The organism is Rhizobium sp. BK049 (assembly GCF_014193135.1).
Classification (GTDB): Bacteria; Pseudomonadota; Alphaproteobacteria; order Rhizobiales; family Rhizobiaceae; genus Rhizobium.
The window spans coordinates 208,978-230,902 of sequence record NZ_JACHYV010000005.1 but is presented as its reverse complement, the minus strand read 5'-3'; the positions used below and the strand labels follow the sequence as shown (position 1 = coordinate 230,902).

20 protein-coding genes are annotated in these 21,925 nt (G+C 61.9%); 12 read left to right on the top strand and 8 right to left on the bottom strand.

From position 1 onward, the window contains the following. Nucleotides 1-102: 102 nt before the first annotated feature. Nucleotides 103-1,170, top strand: a complete 1,068-nt coding sequence (ugpC, locus tag FHT70_RS07810) for a sn-glycerol-3-phosphate ABC transporter ATP-binding protein UgpC (RefSeq protein ID WP_183700054.1) — start codon at nucleotides 103-105, stop codon at nucleotides 1,168-1,170. A gap of 102 nt (nucleotides 1,171-1,272) precedes the next feature. Here the strand turns inward: ugpC and FHT70_RS07805 are convergent, their stop codons facing one another. Further along, nucleotides 1,273-2,097, bottom strand: a complete 825-nt coding sequence (locus FHT70_RS07805; protein ID WP_183700052.1) for a universal stress protein — start codon at nucleotides 2,095-2,097, stop codon at nucleotides 1,273-1,275. Between the two features lie 228 nt (nucleotides 2,098-2,325). Between FHT70_RS07805 and FHT70_RS07800 the strand changes: the two genes are divergently transcribed. After that, nucleotides 2,326-2,664 (top strand): TraR/DksA C4-type zinc finger protein, encoded by a 339-nt coding sequence (locus tag FHT70_RS07800; protein WP_085781251.1) that lies wholly within the window; start codon nucleotides 2,326-2,328, stop codon nucleotides 2,662-2,664. 235 nt (nucleotides 2,665-2,899) lie between these two features. After that, nucleotides 2,900-3,355 (top strand): pyridoxamine 5'-phosphate oxidase family protein, encoded by a 456-nt coding sequence (locus FHT70_RS07795; protein WP_183700050.1) that lies wholly within the window; start codon nucleotides 2,900-2,902, stop codon nucleotides 3,353-3,355. Nucleotides 3,356-3,438: 83 nt separating this feature from the next. Here the strand turns inward: FHT70_RS07795 and FHT70_RS07790 are convergent, their stop codons facing one another. Continuing rightward, the gene (locus FHT70_RS07790; protein WP_183700048.1) at nucleotides 3,439-4,272 is read right to left on the bottom strand and encodes a universal stress protein; all 834 of its coding nucleotides are present in this window, start codon (nucleotides 4,270-4,272) and stop codon (nucleotides 3,439-3,441) included. 179 nt (nucleotides 4,273-4,451) lie between these two features. Between FHT70_RS07790 and FHT70_RS07785 the strand changes: the two genes are divergently transcribed. Together FHT70_RS07785 and FHT70_RS07780 are read left to right on the top strand one after the other, a co-directional pair. Beyond that, a complete protein-coding gene (locus FHT70_RS07785; protein WP_183700046.1) occupies nucleotides 4,452-4,751 on the top strand; it encodes a hypothetical protein in 300 nt (99 codons plus the stop codon). Nucleotides 4,752-5,044: 293 nt separating this feature from the next. Next, nucleotides 5,045-6,301 carry a DUF4010 domain-containing protein gene (locus tag FHT70_RS07780; protein WP_183700044.1) on the top strand — a complete coding sequence of 419 codons (1,257 nt, stop codon included), beginning with the start codon at nucleotides 5,045-5,047 and terminating at the stop codon, nucleotides 6,299-6,301. Nucleotides 6,302-6,411: 110 nt separating this feature from the next. Here the strand turns inward: FHT70_RS07780 and FHT70_RS07775 are convergent, their stop codons facing one another. The 3 genes from FHT70_RS07775 to FHT70_RS07765 form a co-directional block, all read right to left on the bottom strand. Then, entirely contained in the window at nucleotides 6,412-6,666 is a 255-nt protein-coding gene (locus tag FHT70_RS07775) for a hypothetical protein (RefSeq protein WP_097599143.1), read from the bottom strand. 138 nt (nucleotides 6,667-6,804) lie between these two features. Further along, nucleotides 6,805-7,389 (bottom strand): cysteine hydrolase, encoded by a 585-nt coding sequence (locus tag FHT70_RS07770; RefSeq protein ID WP_183700042.1) that lies wholly within the window; start codon nucleotides 7,387-7,389, stop codon nucleotides 6,805-6,807. 75 nt (nucleotides 7,390-7,464) lie between these two features. Next, the gene (locus FHT70_RS07765; protein WP_183700040.1) at nucleotides 7,465-9,834 is read right to left on the bottom strand and encodes an EAL domain-containing protein; all 2,370 of its coding nucleotides are present in this window, start codon (nucleotides 9,832-9,834) and stop codon (nucleotides 7,465-7,467) included. A 119-nt stretch (nucleotides 9,835-9,953) separates the two neighbouring features. Between FHT70_RS07765 and FHT70_RS07760 the strand changes: the two genes are divergently transcribed. Then, a complete protein-coding gene (locus FHT70_RS07760) occupies nucleotides 9,954-10,760 on the top strand; it encodes a transporter substrate-binding domain-containing protein (RefSeq protein WP_183700038.1) in 807 nt (268 codons plus the stop codon). Nucleotides 10,761-10,839: 79 nt separating this feature from the next. Here FHT70_RS07760 and fdhA read toward each other — a convergent pair whose 3' ends face one another. Beyond that, entirely contained in the window at nucleotides 10,840-12,030 is a 1,191-nt protein-coding gene (fdhA, locus tag FHT70_RS07755; protein ID WP_097599176.1) for a formaldehyde dehydrogenase, glutathione-independent, read from the bottom strand. 718 nt (nucleotides 12,031-12,748) lie between these two features. On the opposite strand from fdhA, the gene FHT70_RS07750 reads away from it, so the two are divergent. Beyond that, nucleotides 12,749-13,183 carry a hypothetical protein gene (locus tag FHT70_RS07750; protein WP_085780690.1) on the top strand — a complete coding sequence of 145 codons (435 nt, stop codon included), beginning with the start codon at nucleotides 12,749-12,751 and terminating at the stop codon, nucleotides 13,181-13,183. A 154-nt stretch (nucleotides 13,184-13,337) separates the two neighbouring features. Here FHT70_RS07750 and FHT70_RS07745 read toward each other — a convergent pair whose 3' ends face one another. Further along, complete coding sequence (locus FHT70_RS07745) at nucleotides 13,338-14,234, bottom strand: EamA family transporter (RefSeq protein WP_183700036.1); 897 nt, start codon at nucleotides 14,232-14,234, stop codon at nucleotides 13,338-13,340. Nucleotides 14,235-14,344: 110 nt separating this feature from the next. On the opposite strand from FHT70_RS07745, the gene FHT70_RS07740 reads away from it, so the two are divergent. Then, nucleotides 14,345-15,220 (top strand): LysR substrate-binding domain-containing protein, encoded by an 876-nt coding sequence (locus FHT70_RS07740; protein ID WP_085780691.1) that lies wholly within the window; start codon nucleotides 14,345-14,347, stop codon nucleotides 15,218-15,220. Here the strand turns inward: FHT70_RS07740 and FHT70_RS07735 are convergent. Continuing rightward, on the bottom strand, nucleotides 15,195-16,193 hold the full coding sequence (locus FHT70_RS07735) for a GlxA family transcriptional regulator (RefSeq protein ID WP_085781254.1): 999 nt from the start codon (nucleotides 16,191-16,193) through the stop codon (nucleotides 15,195-15,197). The genes FHT70_RS07740 and FHT70_RS07735 overlap by 26 nt on opposite strands. A 97-nt stretch (nucleotides 16,194-16,290) precedes the next feature. On the opposite strand from FHT70_RS07735, the gene FHT70_RS07730 reads away from it, so the two are divergent. The 4 genes from FHT70_RS07730 to FHT70_RS07715 are packed head-to-tail and all read left to right on the top strand — an operon-like array spanning nucleotide 16,291 to nucleotide 21,921. Further along, nucleotides 16,291-17,193 (top strand): 3-keto-5-aminohexanoate cleavage protein, encoded by a 903-nt coding sequence (locus FHT70_RS07730; RefSeq protein WP_183700034.1) that lies wholly within the window; start codon nucleotides 16,291-16,293, stop codon nucleotides 17,191-17,193. 7 nt (nucleotides 17,194-17,200) lie between these two features. After that, nucleotides 17,201-18,691, top strand: a complete 1,491-nt coding sequence (locus FHT70_RS07725; protein WP_183700032.1) for a carnitine 3-dehydrogenase — start codon at nucleotides 17,201-17,203, stop codon at nucleotides 18,689-18,691. A 10-nt stretch (nucleotides 18,692-18,701) separates the two neighbouring features. Beyond that, a complete protein-coding gene (locus tag FHT70_RS07720) occupies nucleotides 18,702-19,862 on the top strand; it encodes an acyl-CoA dehydrogenase family protein (RefSeq protein WP_097599136.1) in 1,161 nt (386 codons plus the stop codon). Nucleotides 19,863-19,866: 4 nt separating this feature from the next. Next, nucleotides 19,867-21,921: an acetate--CoA ligase family protein gene (locus tag FHT70_RS07715; RefSeq protein ID WP_183700030.1), complete on the top strand. Its 2,055-nt coding sequence runs from the start codon at nucleotides 19,867-19,869 to the stop codon at nucleotides 21,919-21,921. Nucleotides 21,922-21,925: the final 4 nt, after the last annotated feature.

Below are 21,925 nucleotides of genomic sequence, written 5' to 3'. Positions count from 1 at the left end.
TGGCAGAGCGCGTTTTCGCTGTGCCTCATACGCTGAATACTGTCGAGAGATTCATCCCCTGGAATGTGTGCCTGGGGTGACCGGAAAGCGAGTGGGAGGCATATGGCTGAGGTCAATATTTCAGAGGCGCGGAAGGCATACGGCGCCTTAAATATCCTGCATGGGGTCAATATAGACATTCGCGACGGCGAGTTCGTGGTGCTCGTCGGCCCGTCCGGCTGCGGCAAGTCGACCTTGCTGCGCATGGTCGCAGGGCTCGAGAGCATTACCGGCGGCACCATCTCGATCGGCGGAAAGATCGTCAACAATCTGCCGCCGAAGGACCGCGATATTGCGATGGTCTTCCAGAGCTATGCCCTCTATCCGCACAAGACCGTTGCCGAGAACATGGTCTTCGCGCTGCGCCTCCAGAAGCAGCCGGCCGATCTCATCAAGCAGCGCCTGCAGGCGGCGGCCGAAACACTCGACCTCGTGCCCTATCTTGACCGCTATCCGCGCCAGCTTTCGGGCGGCCAGCGGCAGCGCGTGGCGATGGGACGAGCCATTGTCCGATCGCCGCAGGTCTTCCTCTTCGACGAGCCCCTGTCGAATCTCGACGCCAAGCTGCGCGTGCAGATGCGCAAGGAGATCAAGGAACTCCACCAAAGACTGAGAACCACGACGATCTACGTCACCCATGACCAGGTCGAAGCGATGACCATGGCGGACAAGATCGTGGTCATGCAGGGCGGCAAGATCGAACAGACGGGAACGCCGCTGGAACTCTACGACCGTCCGCGCAATACCTTCGTGGCCACCTTCATCGGCTCGCCGTCGATGAACCTGCTGAAAGGTCATTACAAGGCCGATGGAGCCGTCTTCGTCACGGAGACAGGCGATGAGATCGCGCTCGGTTTCACGCCGGAGGCCTCCGATGGCCAGGCTGTGCGTCTGGGCGTGCGGCCCGAACACCTGTTGCTCGCTCCGCGCGGCCTGAAGACGACCGTCAACGTCACCGAGCCCACCGGTCACGAGACGATGGTATTTCTGCGCTACGGATCCGGCGAGCTTGTCGCCGTGCTGTCTGAACGTCACGATTTCGAGCCGGGGCAGGCCGTAACGATCGCTGCCCGGCCGGGCAAGCTTCATCTGTTCGATGCGGAGACCGGTAAGACGCTGCGACGGGATTGACGAGCCACTGTTGCTCGCCAACATGCCGCGGCTGATGAGGCGCGCGGCCTTCGTGGCGTTGACAATGAGTTCGAGAGCCGGTGCTTGATCGCATGCCGTCTCTCAATGCGATAGCAGGACAGGCAGGGTGATGCTGGTCAGCACCGCCTGCGTCGCGCCGCCGAGCACGAATTCCCGCAAACGCGAATGGCCGAACCCGCCCATGACGAGAAGGTCGGCCCGCAATTCGAAGGCCTTGCTCTGCAGTACCTCGCCGACTGGATCGCCGTGCGTGCGCAGGTGCAGCGCCTCCGCCGTCACGCCGCTCTTCAGCAGGTTTTCGATGAGATAATCGCCCGTCTCGTATGTCACCGGCTTCTCGTCGATCACGGAAAGCAGGCAGACCTTGGAGGCCTGCTCCAGGAAGACGGAGGCATCATGTGCCGCCCGCGCAGCCGCGCGGCTGCCATCCCAGGCGATGGCGACACGATCGATCCGGCCGCCGAAAGGCGCCGGCGGATAGAGGATCAGCGGCCGCCCCGACCCGAACAGTACCGCCTCGACGATCGGGCGGGAGAGGCCCGCCAGTTCCAGAAGCACGAGATCGTAGGCGCGCGAGGCTTCCGCCAGGGCGTCCACGACGAATGGCTCCTCGAGCTTGATCTCACGAACGCGTAGATCGACAGATGCCGCGTTTGCCTCATCGACCGCCTTCTGCGTCAACATAGAAGCGCGCCGGCGGCTCAGCGCTCCTGCTTCCCGCGCCATCCGCGCCGCATCGATGATCAGAGAGGACAGCGCATTGGATACGTCGGGAACGGTAATCTCCACCGCATAAACGGTCAGCGTCGCTTGCAAGTGGCGCGCCAGCATGACTGCATTGGCGATCATGATTTCCGAAGTCGCATCGGGATAGGTGAGAAGCGGAAGAAGGATATGCCGTTTCATGGTGTACACCCGAAGAAGAGAATGGCGCCTGTTTTGCCACTCTGGCACTTGACCCGGAAATGCGCATTGACTTGGCTCAAACTGGGGATTTCCCTCCCCTATTGACGCCGATCAATGCAGCCCTCATCGGCGGTCGTACGGTGAGAGCGTTGCGCGATGGACCGCCGCGGGTCGAATGCGCCAACAGAGCGCGGCATGTGCCGCCGTTTCCGTAGCGGGATGGCCTCGATGAAGACCGAAGAGATAGAAAATAAACTGAACACCATGAAAGCGGACCTGCAGCGCCGGCGGTCGGCCATTGATGCCGATCTCAGTGCTGCGCTGGATCCGGATAGCGAAGATCGTGTCACCCAGATCGAGAACGATCAGGTACTGACTGAAATGCGAAGGGAAGCAGGTGAGCAAATCAAATCGATCGAGGCGGCCCTCGAACGCCTCAAGCGCGGAACGTTCGGTCGCTGCGTCAGATGTCTCGCCCCGATCGAACCCAGCCGGCTGGAGGTCATCCCCTACACGCCCTACTGCGTGAGCTGTGCTCGTCTGGCGGACGAGAGGCTTTCCCCCTAACCGAGCTGTGGCGGCAGCAAAGGGAGCGAGTGCCTTCCTTTCTCAGCGTCTGAATTTCACCTGTTGTCATCCGGTATCGACCATGCAGCACTCCTGGCCTTCAGCCAAGCTGACCTCTTCCGTGATTTGTTGCCAGGGCCGTCGGTCGGCCTGCCAATTCGACATTGCTCTCTATCAATGCGCGAAGCCGCGATCGGCCTAGAATGGCTCCTCGATCATCCGAAAGGAGCGTGTCATGTCATTGGGTTTACGGGAATTTACGCTGGCCGAATGCCACGCCGTCCTGCGAGAGACAAGATTTGGGCACCTGGCCTGCTGCAAGGACGGTCAGCCCTATATCGTGCCCATCTATTTCGCCTTTGAAGATGGCGTCGCATACTGCTTTTCGATGCCGGGGCGCAAATTGGAATGGATGCGGGAAAACGACAAGGTGTGCCTACAGGTGGACCGGCGGGTGGGCAAGGGCTGGACGAGCGTTATCGCCGAAGGAAAGTTCGAGGAGTTTCCCGATACTGAACTGCGGCGGAGCGAGCGCCTGCACGCCTGGGAAGTATTGCAGAAGCACCCGGACTGGTGGGAAGTGGGCTCACTCAGCCCGAAGGAGGTTCCGATCCTTGCCGAATCTCCACACATCTTCTTTGGCATCCTTGTCCGGACAATATCCGGCCGCGCGGCTTTCGCCATCGATTAGTGCCTATCGCCCGGATGTGTGCAGCAACCGGGCGAAATGCACAACGAGGTGTGAGACGCCGGACCGGCTGAGCGCCGGCCGGCTCAATGGGCCATGAAGATGGGCATCCGGCTTTCTTCGATCATGCCGCGCGTCACGCCGCCAAAGATCGTCTGCTGCCAGCGGGGATGGTTGTATGCGCCCATGACGATCAGGTCGGCGGAGACGTCGACGGCGTGCTGCCGCAGGACCTCGTCTGCCCGTCGTCCACCGCTGGCAATGCGATCCACCTGCACCTTCACGCCATGACGGGCAAGATAGGCGGCAATGTCGGCGCCCGGTTCTTCGCCGTGCGTGCGCATCCGCGCCACCGGATCCACCATCGTGACGTAAACGATGTCGGCTTGGCGGAGCAGATCAAGCGATTGGCGGGCGGCGCGCGACGCTTCGTCGCTGGAATCCCATGCCAGCAGAACCGACCTCAAGGAGGCATTCATCGCGCCTGCGCCACGGTTGATGACAATCGGCGTCGGCGTCTGGAAGAGTGCCCCATTGATGATCCGTTTGCGGAGATCTTCGTCTTGGGCCGCCTGCCGCCCGATCAGGACGACGTCGGCGTAGAGCGCCCTTTCGGCAATGTCTTCGTCGGCCCAGGCAAATTCCGTGTAGACCTCCTGGACCTCGCAGGAGATCTCGCTTCGGTTGAGAGCGGTCCTGATCTCGTCTGTCTTCTCTGACAAAGCGTCGATTTCGCGCTGGCGTTCGTCAAGCCAGACAGAAGAGATGGTGTTATAATTGCCGATCGTCGGCGCAGTTCCCAAAGAGATCACCAGCGCGTTCAAATGGGCGCCATGGGCGCCGCAGAAGTCGATTGCGGTTTTGAGATCTTCTTCGAACTGATGAACGCTGAGGATGCTTAATGCCGTCCTGATGGCCATGTCGATATACCTCTCTGGTTGGATAGGGAAAGGATAGTCGCGATGGCAAGGGGTTCCTTGACCTTCGTCAAAGCGCTGTCGATTTCTGCCTTGTAGGTTGCTTCTCGATTGGGACCGTGGACGTCCCAATCGCGGAATTCGGTAAGGTGCAGGCCTGTGATCGGTTAAGGAGGCCGCAAATGCTGTCGACGGAGCGAGATTTCAAACGAGGCGGCGAGCGGCTGCCCATTCCTTCGCAAGGCGAAGTCGAAGGCAAGCTTCTCATGTTTGAAGCGGTGGCCGTCACCTGTCTGCAGGAGCTTCTCGCCAAAACGGAATCGCGGCTCGTCCCCAGGCTTCGCCGGAGACTCATCCGTAATCTGAAGGAGAGATGCGCCCCGTTGAAGCTATGCGCGGATGACGAAAAGGCCGCAGAGGAGTTCGCGCTCCAACTGTTGAGCGCAGCTCTGGAAGAGGCAGAAGACAGGGGAGCCGGTTGAGGGCCGGACGCATCGGGCACAGGTTCGAGCGCAAAAGGTCTTCCACCGTCTCATCCGCCAGCCCACCCACCACTTTGCGGAGACCACCGCCATTATCAAGGAGATCCCGGCCAATCGCGCAGTTTCTCGGGGCGCCTCGGTCAAGGCATTCTGCGCAAACTCGGCCACGACCCCGTTCCGCACGGGTGTGGATGGATTCCAGGAACAGAGAGATCGGTATGCGTGCTCACCACGGAAAATGGGACATAATAGCCTCCGTCAGGCGGAGTCGCCGGCAATAACTGGACGTTCCGATGATGACTTCATTGGTGATGACAGATGCATTCCAGCGCCTCAGTCTTGCGCTTGCGATCGGCATACTCGTCGGCATCGAACGTGGATGGCGAGAGCGCGAGGCGGCGCCGGGCAAGAGAGTGGCGGGTATCCGCACCTATGGTCTGTCGAGTTTCCTCGGCGGCTTTTGCGGCTTCCTGCAACCCATCGTGGGGCCCGTCCTGCCGACGGCCATCTTCGTATTCTTTTGCGTCACGATCCTTGTCTTCAGCCGCATGCAGGCGCTGCGGGAGAGTGACTACAGCGCAACCGGCGCCATTGCCGCGATCACGGTGTTTGCGCTCGGTTTCGGAGCCGTGGTTGCAGACATGACGACGACCGCGGCGAGCGCGGTTGCAATGACGGCACTTCTGGCGGCGCGGGAGCCTCTGCACGGGTTTCTGCGGAAACTGACCTGGCTCGAGTTGAGAGCCGCCCTGATCTTGTTGACGATGACGGTCGTCATTCTTCCCATTCTTCCCAATGAGGCGGTCGATCCCTGGCAGATGATCAACCCTTTCGAGCTGTGGATGCTGACCATATTCGTGGGAGCGGTTTCGTTTGCTGGCTATGTCATGATCCGGCTCACCGACGCCAGAGCCGGACTGCTCCTGACGGGCGCCTGTGGGGGTATCGTTTCCTCGACGGCCCTTACTCTTTCCTTTGCCCGACAGTCCAAGCAGATGCCCGCCCTCTCGCCGCTGCTTTCAGCCGGAGCGATGATGGCGGGGGCCGTGTCCCTGAGCCGGGTGCTTCTGATTTGTGGCGTCATCGCACCGGCGGTTCTGGAGAAGCTTGCGGCATTGCTCGGCCCGGGTGCGGCGGTGCTTGCCATCGGCGGTGGCCTCGCCGGCTTGGCACCGCGCTCTGGTGGTGGTCCCGACTTTTCACCGAAAAACCCGCTGGAGGTGATCGTCGTCCTACGCTTTGCTCTTCTTCTTGCCGCTGTCACCATCGTGACGCGGGCGGCTTTGGAGTTCTTCGGAACGCAGTCGCTGGCGGTTGTCGCCTTCATCACAGGGCTCGGCGATCTCGATGCGATAACGCTTTCGATCGCGAAGCTCCCGAACCTGCCGGCGGATGCGGCTGCACACGCCATAGCGGTCGCTGCCTTCGCCAATCTTCTTGCGAAAACAGGGCTTGCAGCAATCGCGGGAAGCCTTGGCTATGCGGTTCGGCTCGCGATCGTGAGCGGCATCGCGGTGCTCGCCGGCCTCGCCGGCTCGTTCATGACGTAAGCGACTGATCTCGTTGTTGGCGCCGGTGCCTGCCGCTCGATCGCGCCGGATCTGACGCGCCACTTCCTATGAGTGCCGAGACTCACCACCGTCGGGGAGGTGAGCGGCACTCAAAGGTCGGCTGCATGAATTCTGATGCGCCCGTCGCGCTCAATATCGCCGCGATTGAATTTCGCGCAGGCAATCCGGCTGAAAAGGCCGATATTTTCCTGCAGCCGGCTTTCGTCGCAACGCGGCGGCTGGGCAACCTCAAGGAGGGCTTCCCTGTCGATAACGACCATCTGGTTCGTGCCGCCGGCATCCATGACCAGCAGGGCTTCCTCGCCGGACGACTTCATCATTCCGCTGATCAGCTTCAAAGACATTGCTTATCTCCGGACCGGTTGATTTCGCTGCCGCAAGATGCGCTGCCGGGCTCCTCTGGCAGGCTGCCCGGAGAGCTTATGCCGGCGCGGGGAGCCCAGCCTTGATACATATCAATGAAAGATCGCCGGAACGGCTTCTCAGCCAAGGCCGCTCAAGAACTCCTCGGTCTCCATGAGTTCGAGCTGCACGGAAAAGCGGTCGTGGAGAAGTTCCAGCGAAGCGTCATAAGTATCGTCGGCGCTGCTGCAGACGGCATCCTTCAGCAGGATGACGCGATAGCCGAGATCGATGGCGCCGAGCGTCGCGGCAAGCACGCAGACGTCCGTTTCCCCACCGGTGATCACAAGGGTGTTGACCCGTTCCGATTGAAGAATCGTGTGGAGGCGACCGTCGATCCAGGGGGAATAGGTGCGTTTGTCGAAACATCTTGCCGGCGGAACATGCGAGGCGAGCGACGAAGTCAGCTCGACGAGGCCATGCGGAAGATGCTCACCTGTCATCATCCACCATTTCCGGTAATAATCGCGCCATTTTCCCGGCATCGCATCCGCATGCTGAGGCGGTATGAAACGGGTGAAGATCGTTCGGGACGGATAGCGGCCGGCGAGTTCCTCGACCTGAGGGGAGATCCGGGCCATCCATGGAACGTGCCAAGGCGTGTCTTCGGCAAACATCCGCTGCATGTCGACGCAAAGGTGCCGCCACTCGCCGATCTCGCCCATCACATCCTCCATTCGTCGTGGGGCGTCAACCGCTGCCCGGGGCGAAAGTTCCTGATGCCGAAAGATCAAAGGGCGCTAGGCAATGGCTCCCGGAGCGATCGTCCGTGATGCGGGGCCGCCTTCGGATTTGCCGAAGCAGTCGAGTTCGCGAAGCGGAACCGGTTTGGAGAAGAAGTAGCCCTGGAGGTCGGTGCAGCCGAGGGCGGCCAGAAAGTCCCTTTGATATTCGGTTTCGACCCCTTCGGCCGTCGTCGAAATGCCGAGGTTGCGGCTGAGGGTAACGATGGCGCCGATGATGGCGGCGCCGTTGGCTTTTGCGCCCAGCTGTGAGACGAAGGAGCGATCGATCTTGATGCGGTCTATGTCGAAGCGGACCAGGTGGCTGAGGCACGAAAAGCCGGTTCCAAAATCATCGAGCGAAATCTGAACTCCACGGCCACGCAGCGATTTCAGTACCGAATAGACATCCGAGCTATCCTCGATTAGCGAGGACTCGGTGAGTTCGAGCTCCAGGCGCGACGGCGGCAAGCCGGTCTCTTCAAGCACGGCGAAGACCTCCTCGGCGAAGTTGGGCCTTCTCAGCTGGGAGGGAGACACATTCACGGCCACAAAGGTGTCTTTCGGCCAGCTGCCGGCAGCCCTGCAGGCTTCGCGCAGCACCCAGAAACCGAGAGCGTCGATGAGGCCGCCTTCCTCGGCCGCCGGGATGAAGCTGGCAGGCGTCAAAAGTCCGCGCTGGCTGTGGCGCCAGCGCACGAGAGCCTCCGCGCCTGACGCCGAGTATCCGCCCTCGGCGCGATGCACTGTCTGGTAGTAGACCTCAAGCGATCCGAAGTCCGGTCTGTTGCCGATCGTACCGGGTTGTGGAGCGCCGGCGGAGAAGGCCGTGCTCTTTGCCAGAACATCCCGCAATTCGTTCTTGAGGACGTCGCGTGCATTCCTGCCACCGTCCATGGACGGCGAATAGACGCGCCACTGGCCTCTTCCGCCCATCTTGGCCTCGTAGAGCGCGACGTCGGCATAACGCATGAGATCGTCGGCATTGCGTCCGGCGTCCGGCACCACGGTCACACCAATCGAGCCGCCGACCCGGGCGATCGCTTCGCCCCTCAAAAGCGGGAAGGGTCTGCCAAGTTCGGCAACGATCGCTTCGCAGATGGAGGGCAAGATTTTTTCATCTCTGATGTTCCGGAGAAGCAGGGCAAACTCGTCCCCGCCGAGGCGGGCAAGCGTGTCCCCCGGACGAAGCAACGCGTGGACCCTCTCCGCAGCCAGCCTGATGAGCTCGTCGCCGGCAGCATGCCCGAACGTGTCGTTCACGGCCTTGAAGCGGTCGAGGTCAAGGAGCGCCACTGCCGACCGCTCGGCGGAATTGCGCGTGTCGGCCAAACACTCCTCCAGGCGCATCGCGAACAGGGCGCGGTTGGGAAGGCCGGTCAGCACGTCATGCAGGGCGAGCTGCCTGGCGTGCAGCTCGCTTTTCTTCAGTTCGCCGAGACTGCTTCGCAGGCGGACCAGCAGAACCGAAAACAGGACCGCGATCACCAGGGCGGCAATCGAAAGCGCCGGCATCAAGCGGCCGATCACCCTCGAACCAGGAAGATCAGGCCGCCATACAATAAAGCCGATCGGTTCGCCGTTTGCCGTTGCGTCGATCTGGAACGCAACCTCATTTTCGTCGGCGTCGGCCGTGCGCGCGAAGCGCGCGCCGTTGAGGCCTTGTTGCCGGCTCAACTCGTCGAGCGCCGCGCCGTCGAGAAACCGCACGACGATCAGGAATTGCCGCATCGGCTGCGGCTGCCGCTCGGCGGCTTCGTTGACGGCAACGACGCCCACGATCGTCGGCCGGCCTTCGAGCCGCATCAGATTGGCCAGTGCATGGTTCGAGCGGGCGGTATTGGCCGCTCGGCTATCCAATGATGATGGGATCGGTTCGCTGGAAGCGGTGCCGTGATGCGCCGTCAGGCGCGCGTCTTTCAGGAGAGGCAGAAAGAGCGGTCTCATCCAGCGATAGCGCTTTTCGGTTTCGGCGTCGGTCAGCATGATCAGCTGCGCCTTGTCATCGACGACGAAGGCCTGGTCATAGCCGAAGGCCGACATCGCAGTGTGGCTGATCGCACTCCCGGCCGCCGCCGTGAGAACAGTATCGAGGCTGGAGGAAACTCCGGCTGCCCGGGAGGCCGGATAGACGCCGGAGAGGTAGCCATTGCCGAATTGACCAATGACATGTGCCACTTGATCGACCTGTTCCCTGAGGCGCGCATTGACAAGCTGACGTTGTCGATCGAGGGCTGCCGCGTCGCTCTCGGTTCCCGCCCAGAGTGCGGAAAGCACGACCAGTCCGATCGCTCCGAGCCCGCTGACAGCGATCAGGAATAGAATTCTCCCCGAAGCGATCCAGGATTGCTGAAACGAATTGGAGCTGGAAGGGACAACGATGTGCAAGCCTAAACCCCTGAACCCACCACGGGCGCATTCGTGGACGTTAACAAAGAAGCGTTCACGTAGAATTAAAGGCTGGGGCGCACTATGGCGGAGACTACGCCACACAAGGAGTTCCGACGATGTTGCGCCTATCCATTCAGACTATACTGCGCGGAGCGCTGATGGCGGGCGGATTGGGCCTCCTTCTCGCCGCCGCCTCGCCGCTGCAGCTGGCTGCGCAAGATCGCACGCCTCTGAGAGTTGCCGTCGAAGGAGCATTTCCGCCCTTCAACTATCTCGATGCAAATAACCAGCTGCAAGGCTTCGACATCGATATCGCCAACGCGCTTTGCGACGTCGGAAAGTTCGAATGTCAGTTCATCATCGAAAAGTGGGACGACATGATCCCCGATCTCGTCGCCGGCAAATACGACGCGATCATCTCGTCCATGTCGATGAGCCTGGAGCGCCGCCAGAAAGTCGCTTTTACCGAGAAATATTACACCAGCCCGTCGGTGTTCATCGCCCGGAAAGATTCGCCGATCAGCGACGTCAGCCCCGCCGCCCTCAGCGGCAAGAAACTCGGAGTGACATCGTCCACAGCGCAGGAATCCTATGCTAACCACCTCTATCCTGACCTGAAGAAGACGGTTTTCCGGTCCTCGCCGGAATTATACAAAGGCCTCTCGGACGGGCGCGTCGACGTTATCCTTGAGGATAAACTCGCCATTTATGACTGGATCGCCAACACGAAGGCGGGAACCTGCTGCGAGTTCAAGGGGCCGGATCTGGTCGACGTCACCTATTTCGGCGAGGGTGCCGGCATCGCGTTGCGCCTGGATGACAAGGAGCGTCTTGCGCGCCTGAACGAAGCCTTGAGGGCCATCAAGGCCGACGGGACCTACGACATGATCAACGCTAAGTATTTCCCGTTCAGCATCCAGTAGTTTTGCCAAGTTGAAACTAAATAGCGCCGCGCTTCGAAAAGAAGCGCGGCGCTGTCGGTTTGGTCTCCGGTCCTTCGCTTTATGCGGCTTTCGCGACGTCTCCATGCGGGTCGAGAACAAACTTCGTCGCCGCCCCATGATCGAAGCTCTCATAACCTTGGACGGCATCTTCGAGCGGGATGACCTTGGCGTTGACGATGTCGGCGATCGGCAGCCGGTCATGGAGGATCGCCTGCATGAGCTGGCGATTATATTTGAGCACCGGAGTCTGGCCGGTGTGGAAGGACTGCGCCTTTGCCCAGCCGAGACCGAAGCGAAGCGAGAGATTGCCGTGCTTGGCGGCATTGTCGACGGCGCCCGGATCCTCGGTCACGTAGAGGCCGGGAATGCCGATCGAGCCGGCGGCGCGGGTGATCTCCATCATCTGGTTCAGCACGATTGCCGGCTGTTCGCCGCCCGAATGGCCGCGTGCCTCGAAGCCGACCGCGTCGATGGCGCTGTCCACTTCGTTGCTGCCGACGACTTCAGCGATCATGTCGCCGAGACGGTCGCTCTTGGAGAGGTCGATGGGCTCAAAACCGACTTTCGCCGCATGTGCGAGGCGGTCCTTGTTGAAATCGCCGATCATGACGACCGCAGCACCGAGGATGCGAGCCGAAGCCGCAGCCGCTAAGCCGACAGGACCGGCACCGGCGACATAGACGGTCGAGCCGACGCCGACGCCTGCGCGCACTGCACCGTGAAAGCCGGTGGGCAGAATGTCCGAAAGCATGGTGAGATCGCGGATCTTCGCCATCGCCTTGTCCCGGTCCGGAATTTTCAGCAGGTTGAAATCGGCATAGGGAATGGTGACGTAGCGTGCCTGTCCGCCGATCCATCCGCCCATGTCGACATAGCCGTAAGCGCCGCCGGCGCGAGCCGGGTTTACGGTCAGGCAGACGCCGGTATCCTGAGATTTGCAGCAACGGCAACGGCCGCAGGCGACATTGAAGGGCACCGAGACGATATCGCCGATCTCGAGCATCTCGACATCGACGCCTTTCTCGATGATTTCGCCGGTGATTTCATGGCCGAGGATCAGGCCTGGCATTGCCGTCGTGCGGCCGCGGACCATGTGCTGGTCGGAGCCGCAGATATTGGTGGAGATCACCTTCAGGATCACGCCGTGTTCGATGCGGCGGCCGTCCGGCGCTTCCAGCTTCGGATCGTCGATATCGCGGACTTCGACCTTTCCCGGCCGGAGATAGACGACGCCTCTGTTCTTGCTCATGGATTCCTCCCATGTGTTGAATGTCTCGAGCTGCAACCGATGCAGTCGACGGCAAGCTTTCCTCCGGCCTGCCTCCTCTGCAGTCCGGTATTCACATCGCCGCATCGGGCGATATTCGAATTTCGCAGCTAGGCGGGGACAGGCTGGATCGAGGAGAGAGTGGCACGATAGGTCTGGCCTGTCGTTCCGCTCGTCATCGCCCGCCGCAATCCGGAGATCTGCTGCGCAAAGAGCTGGTTCGGGCTCCAGAACCTCCTTTCGATCCGTCTCGATCTCTGGATATCAAGCCAGCGACCGCCTTGAGGACTTCAGTTCTACCACCGCCGCGCGGCAGCGCGCCGGCCGCTGGCCAGCCTCGCATGTTCATGTCGCCAGCTTGCAAGGCAGCGCCGTGAACATGACCAGAAAACCATGCCTGGTCGAAAACGGCGCCCGAAAAAGCGACATGGGCGCACCTCCAGGCGACAGGCGGCAAAGCCGCAATCACTTTCCGCGGGGAACGACAGATTGATCTCGCGAATGCGGCAGTTTTCCGGATCGCTCCGGATGATGTGATCGCAACTGTCGGGCTTCGCACCGCTGAACATGTGGCACTTGTAATCACATCTTTCGGCCAGCAGCAGATGTCGTTTTCAATCGTGATTGGACTTCGGCTGTGACCTGAGCGAGGCTGTTTCTGGGAGCGGACCATCTATTTTTCCGGGGATAGGAGGCCGAAATGGAACAGCATGCACTCGAGCAATTGAAAACGATCGCTAAGGTCAGCCCGACCTATGATCGCCTTGAAATGACGAGGCGCGAACGCCTAGAACGGTGGGCGGACATTCTGGAACGCAGCCCTAAGCCGTTTCTCAGAACGCTTCACGAGACAGAGTATCAGCCGATTGCCGATCGGCTCGCCTTGCGTGACGACGACACTCCGATCTCTGTTGCGTTCGCTGATCCCATTCTGCGGGCGGCAGGAATGGAAAACGACAGCTATGGCGAAGCCAGGCGGTTCTTCGAACTCAGTGATGAGCAATTGCATGACCTGGTCTGCTTTTGCCATTTCGGGGAACGCGTCAGCGCTGCGACACTAGCTCGCCGCGTACGAAAGATGGCGGCTCATAAACCAGGCGGGTTTTTCGCTCAGCTTCGTGCGTTCTTTGGCTAGTTGAGGCTGAGGCCGCCACCTGGAACTATCAAAGGGGGTGGCCCCACCGCCGGCTGAAACGGCCGTCACGGCAATCGCATGGTCGCTCATCGGCGCATGAGCGAACACGACAAGATTCGTCAGCGGAGCGGAGGACAGGCGGCAGCCAGCCGCCCTATGGCCGGCGGCCCCGATTGAAATCGACCGCCGTATGCCAGAACACGGCGCCGAGGATGATGGCGCCGCCAAAATAGGTGGCGACGGGCGGCTCTTCGGAAAATAGCAGCCAGACCCAGAAGGGCGTCAGCACGATTTCCATCGTGCCGATCAGCGCGGCTTCGGCCGGCGGCATTCGCTTTGCCCCGGCGAGGAAGAGCACCAGCGCCAGCGAGAAATTCGTCGCCCCGAAGGCGGCTAGCACGATCCAATTGTGCAGATCGAGCGAGCCGGCCGAGCCGAAGGGCGCGAAGATGACAAGCGTCAGGAAAGCGCTGACCACGGTCGGCGGCAGGCTCGGCACGCCGGGATCGATGCGCGGAATAATGATGACGAGCGCGAAGGAGGCGGTCATGCCGAGCGCTAAGAGATCGCCCCAGCCGGTGCCGCCGCCGATCGACGAGGCGACGATGATGCCGACGCCGAAGAGGGAGACGGCGCCGGCAATCATCGTTCGCCTGGCCACTCTCTCCTTGAGGATGAGCCAGCCGAACAGCGCGGCGATGAAGGGGGTCGTCGCGTAGATCATCGTCACATTGGCGACGGTGGTCATATAGAGCGCCCCGATGAAGCATCCCTGACTGAAGGTCTGGCATGCGATCATTGCAAGTCCGGACGGATGGAAAACGGAGTGCCATTGCCGCCGCGAGATGCCCCCTTCGAGGAAAAGGCAGGGGATCAGCAGAAACAGGCCTCCGAACAACGACCGCCAGGCGATCGCCGTCCATACGTCGGTCGTGAGCAGCCGCGAATAGACGCCGCTCGCACTCCAGGCGAGCGTCGCGGCAACAATGAGAAGCACACCCTTCTCGTGCTCGCTGCCTGCGAGGCGCGTGGTCGGATTGTCAATGGTCACCACAGATTCTCAAAGAAGGAAGTCGAACGCCGCCCATTTCTGCGCCAGGATTTGACATTAGACAAACGAATAGTAGAGATGACTATCATCGATTTTATCTATGGCTGACCATGCACGAGCCAATCGAAAGCGACCTGTTGAGAACCTTCCTGGTCGTCGCCGAGACATCGAATTTCTCCGCGGCTGCCCAGCGGATCGGCCGGACGCAGTCCGCCGTCAGCACCCAGATCAAGAGGCTTGAGCAGACGATCGGCGAATGCCTCTTTGAGCGCGGCGCCCGCGGCGTGCTGCTGACGCGCCAGGGCATACAGCTGGTGCCTTACGCCCGCAGGGTCATTGATCTCCTGAACGAGGCCGCCGCCACGATCCGCAGCAAGCCGCTGGACGGGCCGGTGCGCATTGGAATTCCCGAGGAATACAGCCAGACAGTTTTGCCGGCAGCGCTTGCGGCTTTCGCTGTGCGTCACCCGGCTGTCGAGGTCACCGTGTCCTGTGATTATACATCACGCAACCTCGCCGCCCTGGAGCGGGACGAACTCGATCTCGCCGTCGTTTTCGACTGGAGCGACCAGACGAAAGGTGAGGTCATCTGCATTGATCCCACAGTCTGGGTCACCTCGATGGTCCACCGGCTGCACGATCTTGACCCCCTCCCCATTGCGACCTATCGCAACTCCACCTGGTCACGTGATTTTGCGCTCCGGTCGCTGGAGCAGATCGGCCGCAACTATCGCATTGCTTTCATCGCCGATACGGGTTCGGGACTGAAGAATGCACTGACCGCAGGCCTTGCCGTGACAACGCTTTCCCGCAGCAGCATCCCGCCCGGCTGCCGGGAGCTGACCGCCGAAGACGGTTTCCCGCCGGTCGATTCCTCGAAGGTGGTGCTCCGCCGCAGCACCTACCGTTCCACCGAAGCCATCCGCGAGCTTGCCGAGATGATCCGGGACGCGTTCCAGCCTACGTCGCCGCCGCCGATGACGTGATGCGGCGGCGCAAGCGGCGCCTTGTCTCGGACGGGCTTTCGGAAAAATTCGCCCGGTAGCTTCTGGCAAAGGCCGAGGCCGAATTGAAACCGGTTGCCGCCGCGATATCGGCGAAGGAGGCCGTCGTCTCGATCACCTTGCGGCGCGCCGCATTCAGGCGCAGTGCGAGATAATGTACATGCGGCGGTGCGCCGATGCTCTGCTGGAAGAGGTCCTGCAGATGCCTGGCGCTGATGCCGACCCTGCGGGCGATCCGAGCGAGGATCAGGGGCTGCTCGATATGTTCCTCCATCAGCCGCACCGCCTGCGCCACGCGGGGATCGTGCATGCTGAGCCCCGCCGAGGCTGCGGAAAGCGGTTCGTCGCCATGAAAGGAGGGCTGCTCGTAGCGGAACAGCCGGCTGACTTCGAGCGCCAGCGAATAACCTTGTCGCTGCCTGATGATCTCCAGCATCAGGTCGACGGTCGGCAGCGAACCCGATGTCGTCAGTCGCTTGCCGTCGATGACAAAACGATCCTTGACGGCCCGCACTTCAGGATAAGCAAGCGCAAAATCCTCGTAATCTTCCCAGTGAACGGTCGCCGGCTGCCCGTCGAGCAGGCTCGCCTCCGCGAGCAGCCAGGTGCCTGACTCAATGCCGGCGATCACCGTGCGGTGGCGGGCGGCCTGGGATAGCTGCATCTTCAGCGCCGGCGTGGCGCTGCCGCGCCAGTTGTAGCTCGCAAGCACGAAGAGCGGTCTATCCTCGGCCGTCGCCCGGAAGATCCCGTCCGCCGGAATGGCGATGTGGCTGGTGGTCGGAACCGGCGCTCCGTCCGGTGTCAGGAGCCGCCAGCGGTAGAGCTCGCTGCCGGAAATGCGATTGGCGCCGCGCAGCGGCTCGATGACCGACGCGATCAGGATCAGGTTCGTATCCGGAAGGACGAGAAGGTCGATATCGAGCCGCTCCGTCGATCGCTGTAGCAATGTCACCTCCACCGATTCCGATAATGTATCAAGTGCTTCTGAAAGCGTAAAGCATCTCTGTTCATGTTGTCGCGTAATGACCATAAGACGGGAGAACAAAAACATGCCTCTTGCGATGAACCGCGATGTCTTTATCACCTGCGCCGTGACCGGCGCCGGCGATACGGTTTCCAGATCCAGCCACGTTCCCATCACTCCCAAGCAGATCGCGGATTCCGCGATCGACGCCGCCAAGGCTGGGGCGGCCGTTGTTCACTGCCATGTCCGCGATCCGGAAACCGGGGCCGCCAGCCGCCGCAATGATCTCTACAGGGAGGTCACCGACCGCATCCGCTCGGCGGAAATCGACGTCGTTCTCAACCTCACTGCCGGCATGGGCGGGGACCTGATCTTCGGGGATGTCGAAAACCCCCTGCCCCTCAATGCGAAAGGCACCGACATGGCGGGCGCCACCGAGCGCGTCAGCCATGTCGCCGAGTGCCTGCCGGAGATCTGCACGCTCGACTGCGGCACGATGAACTTCAACCTCGGCGACTATGTCATGACCAACACGCCGGCCATGCTGCGGGCGATGGCAAGCAAGATGACGGCTCTCGGGGTGCGGCCCGAAATCGAGGCCTTCGACACCGGCCATCTCTGGTTCGCCAAGCAGCTCGCCGAAGAGGGGCTGATCGAAGACCCCGTGTTGATCCAGCTCTGCATGGGCATTCCGTGGGGTGCTCCTGACGACCTCAACACGTTCATGGCGATGGTCAACAATGTGCCTGCGAGCTGGACCTTTTCGGCCTTCTCGATCGGCCGCAATGCCATGGCCTATCCGGCCGCGGCGGTTCTGGCGGGTGGCAATGTGCGTGTCGGCCTGGAAGACAACCTCTTCGTCGGCAAGGGCCAGCTCGCCACCAATGCGCAGCTCGTCGAAAAGGCCGTGCAGGTGGTGGAAGGCATGGGCGCGCGGATCGTCGGTCCGGAAGACGTCCGCAAGAAACTCAAACTGACGAAGCGCTGAGGGCGGCATGACAGGGATCAGCAAGGCAGCTTGTATCGGCGGCGGCGTCATCGGCGGCGGATGGATCGCTCGTTTTCTGCTCGCCGGCATCGACGTCGATGTCTTCGACCCGCATCCGGAGGCGGAACGCATCGTCGGCGAAGTGATCGCCAATGCCGAAAAGGCCTATGCCATGCTGACCGGCGCACCGTTGCCGCCGCGCGGTCGGCTCACCTTCTGCAAGACATTGGAGGAAGCGGTCGCCGGCGCCGACTGGATTCAGGAAAGCGTGCCGGAACGGCTCGACCTCAAGCGCGGTGTCTTGACGCAGATCGATGCCGCGGCACGGCCGGATGCCCTGATCGGCTCATCCACGTCAGGACTGCTGCCGACCGACCTGCAGCGGGACATGAAACATCCCGAACGGCTGTTTGTCGCCCATCCCTATAATCCGGTCTATCTGCTGCCGCTGGTCGAAATCGTCGGTGGCGAGAAGACATCGGCGGTGACCATCAAGGCGGCGATGGACAAACTGCCGCCGGTCGGCATGAAGGGCGTCCACATCGCCAAGGAGATCGAGGCCTTCGTCGGCGACCGGCTGCTCGAGGCGCTCTGGCGCGAGGCCCTGTGGCTTATCCACGACGACATCTGCACCGTCGAGACGCTCGACGACGTCATCCGTTATTCCTTCGGCCTGCGCTGGGCGCAGATGGGCCTGTTCCAGACCTACCGCATCGCCGGGGGCGAGGCCGGGATGCGCCATTTCCTCGCCCAGTTCGGGCCGTGCCTCGCCTGGCCTTGGACCAAGCTCACCGATGTGGTGGATCTCGACGATGCGCTGATCGAAAAAATCGGCCGACAGTCCGACGAGCAGGCGGCGGGACTTTCGATCCGCGAGCTCGAGCGCATCCGCGACGAAAATCTTGTTGGCATCCTCCAGTCCCTCAAGGGCGGCCACGGCGGTGAAGGCTGGGGTGCCGGCAAGCTGCTTAAGGATTTTGAGCAGTCGCTTTGGGCGAAAGGAGGCGGCGCGGCAGCGCCTTTCGATCCGTCGAAGCCGCTGAGGCTCGTCGAAACCAAGGTGAGCCCCGCCTGGGTCGATTATAACGGCCACATGACCGAACACCGCTACCTGCAGGTTTTCGGTGATACCTCGGATGCGCTGTTGCGTCTTGTCGGTGTCGATCTCGCCTATGTCGAGGCGGGCCATAGCTACTATACGGTCGAAAGCCACATCCGCCATCTCGGCGAGGCAAAGCTCGGGCAGGCGATCCACTCGACCTGTCAGGTGCTCGCCGCCGACGACAAACGGCTGCATGTCTTCCACACGCTGTACGCTACGGCGACGGGCGAGGCTCTCGCAACCGCCGAGCACATGCTGCTGCATGTCGACAGCAAGCTGGGTAAGGCGGCACCGGCGCCGACCGCCGTGCTCGACAAGGTCAGGACGATTGCTGCGGCTCATTCGGAATTGGCGCTGCCTGAAGGCGCCGGCCGTTATGTCGGCCAGAAACGGTAAGAGGATCGGCATGGATTTCGGCCTTAACGAAGAACAGCAAATGATCGTCGACACGGTTCGCGCCTTTGTCGAGACCGAAATCTATCCGCATGAGAGCGAGGTCGAGCGGACCGGCATCGTTCCACCGGAACTGGGGCGCGAGATCCAGCGCAAATGCATCGATCTCGGCTTCTACGCCTGCAACTTTCCGGAGGAGGTCGGCGGTGCGGGCCTCGATCATCTCACCTTCACGCTGGTCGAGCGGGAGCTCGGGCGCGGCTCGCTGGGTCTGACGGTTTTCTTCGGCCGGCCCTCCGGCATTCTGATGGCCTGTGAGGGCGAGCAGCGTGAGCGTTATCTCCTGCCCGCGGTGCGCGGCGAGAAGATCGACGCGCTTGCGATTACCGAGCCGGATGCCGGCTCCGATATGCGCGGCATGAAATGCGCTGCACGCCGCGATGGCGGCGACTTTATCCTGAACGGCACGAAACATTTCATCTCGCATGCCGATGTCGCCGATTTCGTCATCGTCTTCGCCGCGACCGGGGAGGAGGAAACGCCGAAAGGCATCAAGAAGAAGATCACCGCCTTCCTGGTGGATCGCGGCACGCCCGGGTTCGAAATCCTCAAAGGCTACGAGTCCGTTTCGCATCGCGGCTACCATAATTGTACACTCAGCTTTGAAGACTGCCGCATTCCTGAAGCCCAGGTGCTGGGCGAGGTGCATCGCGGCTTCGATATCGCCAACCAATGGCTTTACGGCACGCGGCTGACGGTTGCCGCCACCTGCGTCGGCCGGGCGCGGCGCGTCTTCGACCTGGCGCTCCCCTATGCCGCCGAGCGGAAGCAGTTCGGCAAGCCGATCGGCGCCAATCAGGGTGTGTCGTTCAAGCTTGCCGACATGATCACCGAGATCGATGCGGCCGACTGGCTAACGCTTGCCGCCGCCTGGCAGGTCGACGCCGGTCGTCCCGCCGACCGGCAGATCGCCTCCGCCAAGCTCTACGCCTCCGAGATGCTGGCTCGCGTCACCGACGAGGCGATCCAGATTTTCGGCGGCATGGGCCTGATGGACGACCTGCCGCTCGCCCGTTTCTGGCGCGACGCCCGCGTCGAGCGCATCTGGGACGGCACCTCCGAGATCCAGCGGCACATTATCAGCCGCGATCTGCTCCGGCCGCTGGGAGCATGAGCCGATGACCTCAAGACCGCTCGACCGCCTGCTCAGACCGCAAACGATCGCCGTCTTCGGCGGCCGTGAGGCACGCAGGGTGATCGAGCAGTGCGACCGCATGGGCTTTTCGGGCGAGATCTGGCCGGTTCATCCGAAACTCGACGAGGTGCTTGGGCGGCGCTGCTATCGCTCCCTCTCCGATCTGCCCGCGGCACCGGATGCCGCTTTCATCGGCGTCAACCGAACGCTCACCATCGACATCGTGCGCAGCCTTTCGCTGGCCGGCGCCGGCGGCGCCGTCTGTTATGCATCGGGCTTCAGCGAGGCGACGGCGGAACTTGCCGATGGCGCCGAACTGCAGCAGGCCCTTGTGGAAGCGGCCGGTGGCATGCCGATCCTCGGGCCGAACTGTTACGGGCTGATCAACGGCATCGACGGCGCTTTGTTATGGCCTGATCAGCATGGCATGCAGCGCGTCGAACGCGGTGTCGCGATCCTTACGCAGTCCTCCAATATCGCCCTCAACCTGACCATGCAGACGCGCGGACTGCCGATCGCCTATGTGGTCACATCGGGCAACCAGGCGCAGACATCGCTTGCCGATGTCGCCTGCGCGCTCATTGAGGATCAACGCGTCACGGCGGTTGGCCTTCACGTCGAAGGGTTCGGCGACCTTGCCGGCCTGGAACGCCTTGCCGCTATGGCCCGTCGGTCGAAGAAGCCTGTCGTCGTGTTGAAGGTCGGCAGGTCCCAGCAGGCGAAACACGCGGCCGTGTCGCATACAGCTTCGCTTGCCGGCAGCGATGCGGTGGCCGATGCCGTGCTCGCCCGCCTCGGTCTCGGCCGTGTCCAGAGCCTGCCGGCGCTGCTCGAAACTCTGAAACTGCTGCATCTTGCCGGCCCTCTCCCAAGCTATTCGATTTCGTCCATGAGCTGCTCGGGCGGCGAGGCTTCCCTGATGGCGGATGCCGCCGTCGGCCGGAAAGTGGAGTTCCCCGCCCTGCAGCCGCAGCAATTGCCGCGGCTGCGCGAGGTCCTCGGCGAGATGGTAGCGCTTGCAAACCCGCTCGACTACCACACCTTCGTCTGGGGCGATCTCGCGCGTCAGACGGAGGCATTCAGCGCCATGTTCAAGGGTGGCTGCGCACTCAATCTCGTGGTTCTAGATTTTCCCCGCGACGACCGGTGTGATTCATCCGAGTGGACGACGACGACAGACGCAATCATCGCCGCAGCCTCCGCGACCGGTGCGCTGGCCGGCGTGCTCGCGACCCTTCCCGAGAACATGCCGGAGCCGGTTGCCGCTCGTCTGATGTCAAAGGGCATCGTCCCCTTCTCGGGTATCGACGAAGCCATAACCGCGGCGGAAGTTGCCGCTGGGATCGGCGAGGCCTGGGATCGTCCCCCTCCCCTGCCGCTCCTCAACGTCGTCCCCGTTGATGGCGAGCTCGATACGCTGTCGGAAGCCGATGCGAAGACCGAGCTTGCTGCCTGCGGCCTCCCTGTTCCCCGGGGGCTGCAGGCTTTTTCTCCTCGCGAAGCCGCCGAGCAGGCTGAGCGGCTCGGTTTTCCCGTCGTACTGAAGGGGCTCGGCATTGCGCACAAGACCGAGGCCGGCGCCGTCGTGCTCAACCTCAAAGATCCAGAGGCGGTGTCGAATGCGGCGGCGGCGATGCCGCCGAATGGCGGTTATCTCGTCGAGAAAATGATCGATCCGCCAGTCGCCGAGCTCATTGTCGGCGCCAGCCGGGACCCGGTCTTCGGATTGTCGCTGACATTGGGAGCGGGCGGAATCTTCGTCGAACTGCTCGAAGATGCCGTCGTCCTGCCGCTTCCGGCGACGAAAGCGGATATTGGTGCGGCGATTTCATGGCTTAAAATCGCAAAGTTGATCCATGGCTATCGCGGGCGCCCGCGCGGCGATCTTGAAGCCACTATAGACGCCGTCGCAGCTACGGCAGAATATGTCGTAAAGAATGCGGTGCGCCTTGAGGAACTGGACATTAATCCCTTGATGGTTCTTCCCGAAGGGCGCGGTGTTGTTGCAGTTGATGCTCTCATACGGCGAAGGAGGTAGCGCA

Bases quoted from the DNA above. Each gene is read 5' to 3' on its own strand.
- FHT70_RS07725 (WP_183700032.1), top strand. From the start codon at position 17,201: ATGACAGGGATCAGCAAGGCAGCTTGTATCGGCGGCGGCGTCATCGGC.
- ugpC (WP_183700054.1), top strand. From the start codon at position 103: ATGGCTGAGGTCAATATTTCAGAGGCGCGGAAGGCATACGGCGCCTTA.
- FHT70_RS07775 (WP_097599143.1), bottom strand. From the start codon at position 6,666: ATGTCTTTGAAGCTGATCAGCGGAATGATGAAGTCGTCCGGCGAGGAA.
- FHT70_RS07790 (WP_183700048.1), bottom strand. From the start codon at position 4,272: ATGGCCATCAGGACGGCATTAAGCATCCTCAGCGTTCATCAGTTCGAA.
- FHT70_RS07730 (WP_183700034.1), top strand. From the start codon at position 16,291: ATGCCTCTTGCGATGAACCGCGATGTCTTTATCACCTGCGCCGTGACC.
- FHT70_RS07800 (WP_085781251.1), top strand. From the start codon at position 2,326: ATGAAGACCGAAGAGATAGAAAATAAACTGAACACCATGAAAGCGGAC.
- FHT70_RS07805 (WP_183700052.1), bottom strand. From the start codon at position 2,097: ATGAAACGGCATATCCTTCTTCCGCTTCTCACCTATCCCGATGCGACT.
- FHT70_RS07715 (WP_183700030.1), top strand. From the start codon at position 19,867: ATGACCTCAAGACCGCTCGACCGCCTGCTCAGACCGCAAACGATCGCC.
- FHT70_RS07785 (WP_183700046.1), top strand. From the start codon at position 4,452: ATGCTGTCGACGGAGCGAGATTTCAAACGAGGCGGCGAGCGGCTGCCC.
- fdhA (WP_097599176.1), bottom strand. From the start codon at position 12,030: ATGAGCAAGAACAGAGGCGTCGTCTATCTCCGGCCGGGAAAGGTCGAA.
- FHT70_RS07780 (WP_183700044.1), top strand. From the start codon at position 5,045: ATGATGACTTCATTGGTGATGACAGATGCATTCCAGCGCCTCAGTCTT.
- FHT70_RS07720 (WP_097599136.1), top strand. From the start codon at position 18,702: ATGGATTTCGGCCTTAACGAAGAACAGCAAATGATCGTCGACACGGTT.
- FHT70_RS07795 (WP_183700050.1), top strand. From the start codon at position 2,900: ATGTCATTGGGTTTACGGGAATTTACGCTGGCCGAATGCCACGCCGTC.
- FHT70_RS07770 (WP_183700042.1), bottom strand. From the start codon at position 7,389: ATGGGCGAGATCGGCGAGTGGCGGCACCTTTGCGTCGACATGCAGCGG.
- FHT70_RS07740 (WP_085780691.1), top strand. From the start codon at position 14,345: ATGCACGAGCCAATCGAAAGCGACCTGTTGAGAACCTTCCTGGTCGTC.
- FHT70_RS07750 (WP_085780690.1), top strand. From the start codon at position 12,749: ATGGAACAGCATGCACTCGAGCAATTGAAAACGATCGCTAAGGTCAGC.
- FHT70_RS07760 (WP_183700038.1), top strand. From the start codon at position 9,954: ATGTTGCGCCTATCCATTCAGACTATACTGCGCGGAGCGCTGATGGCG.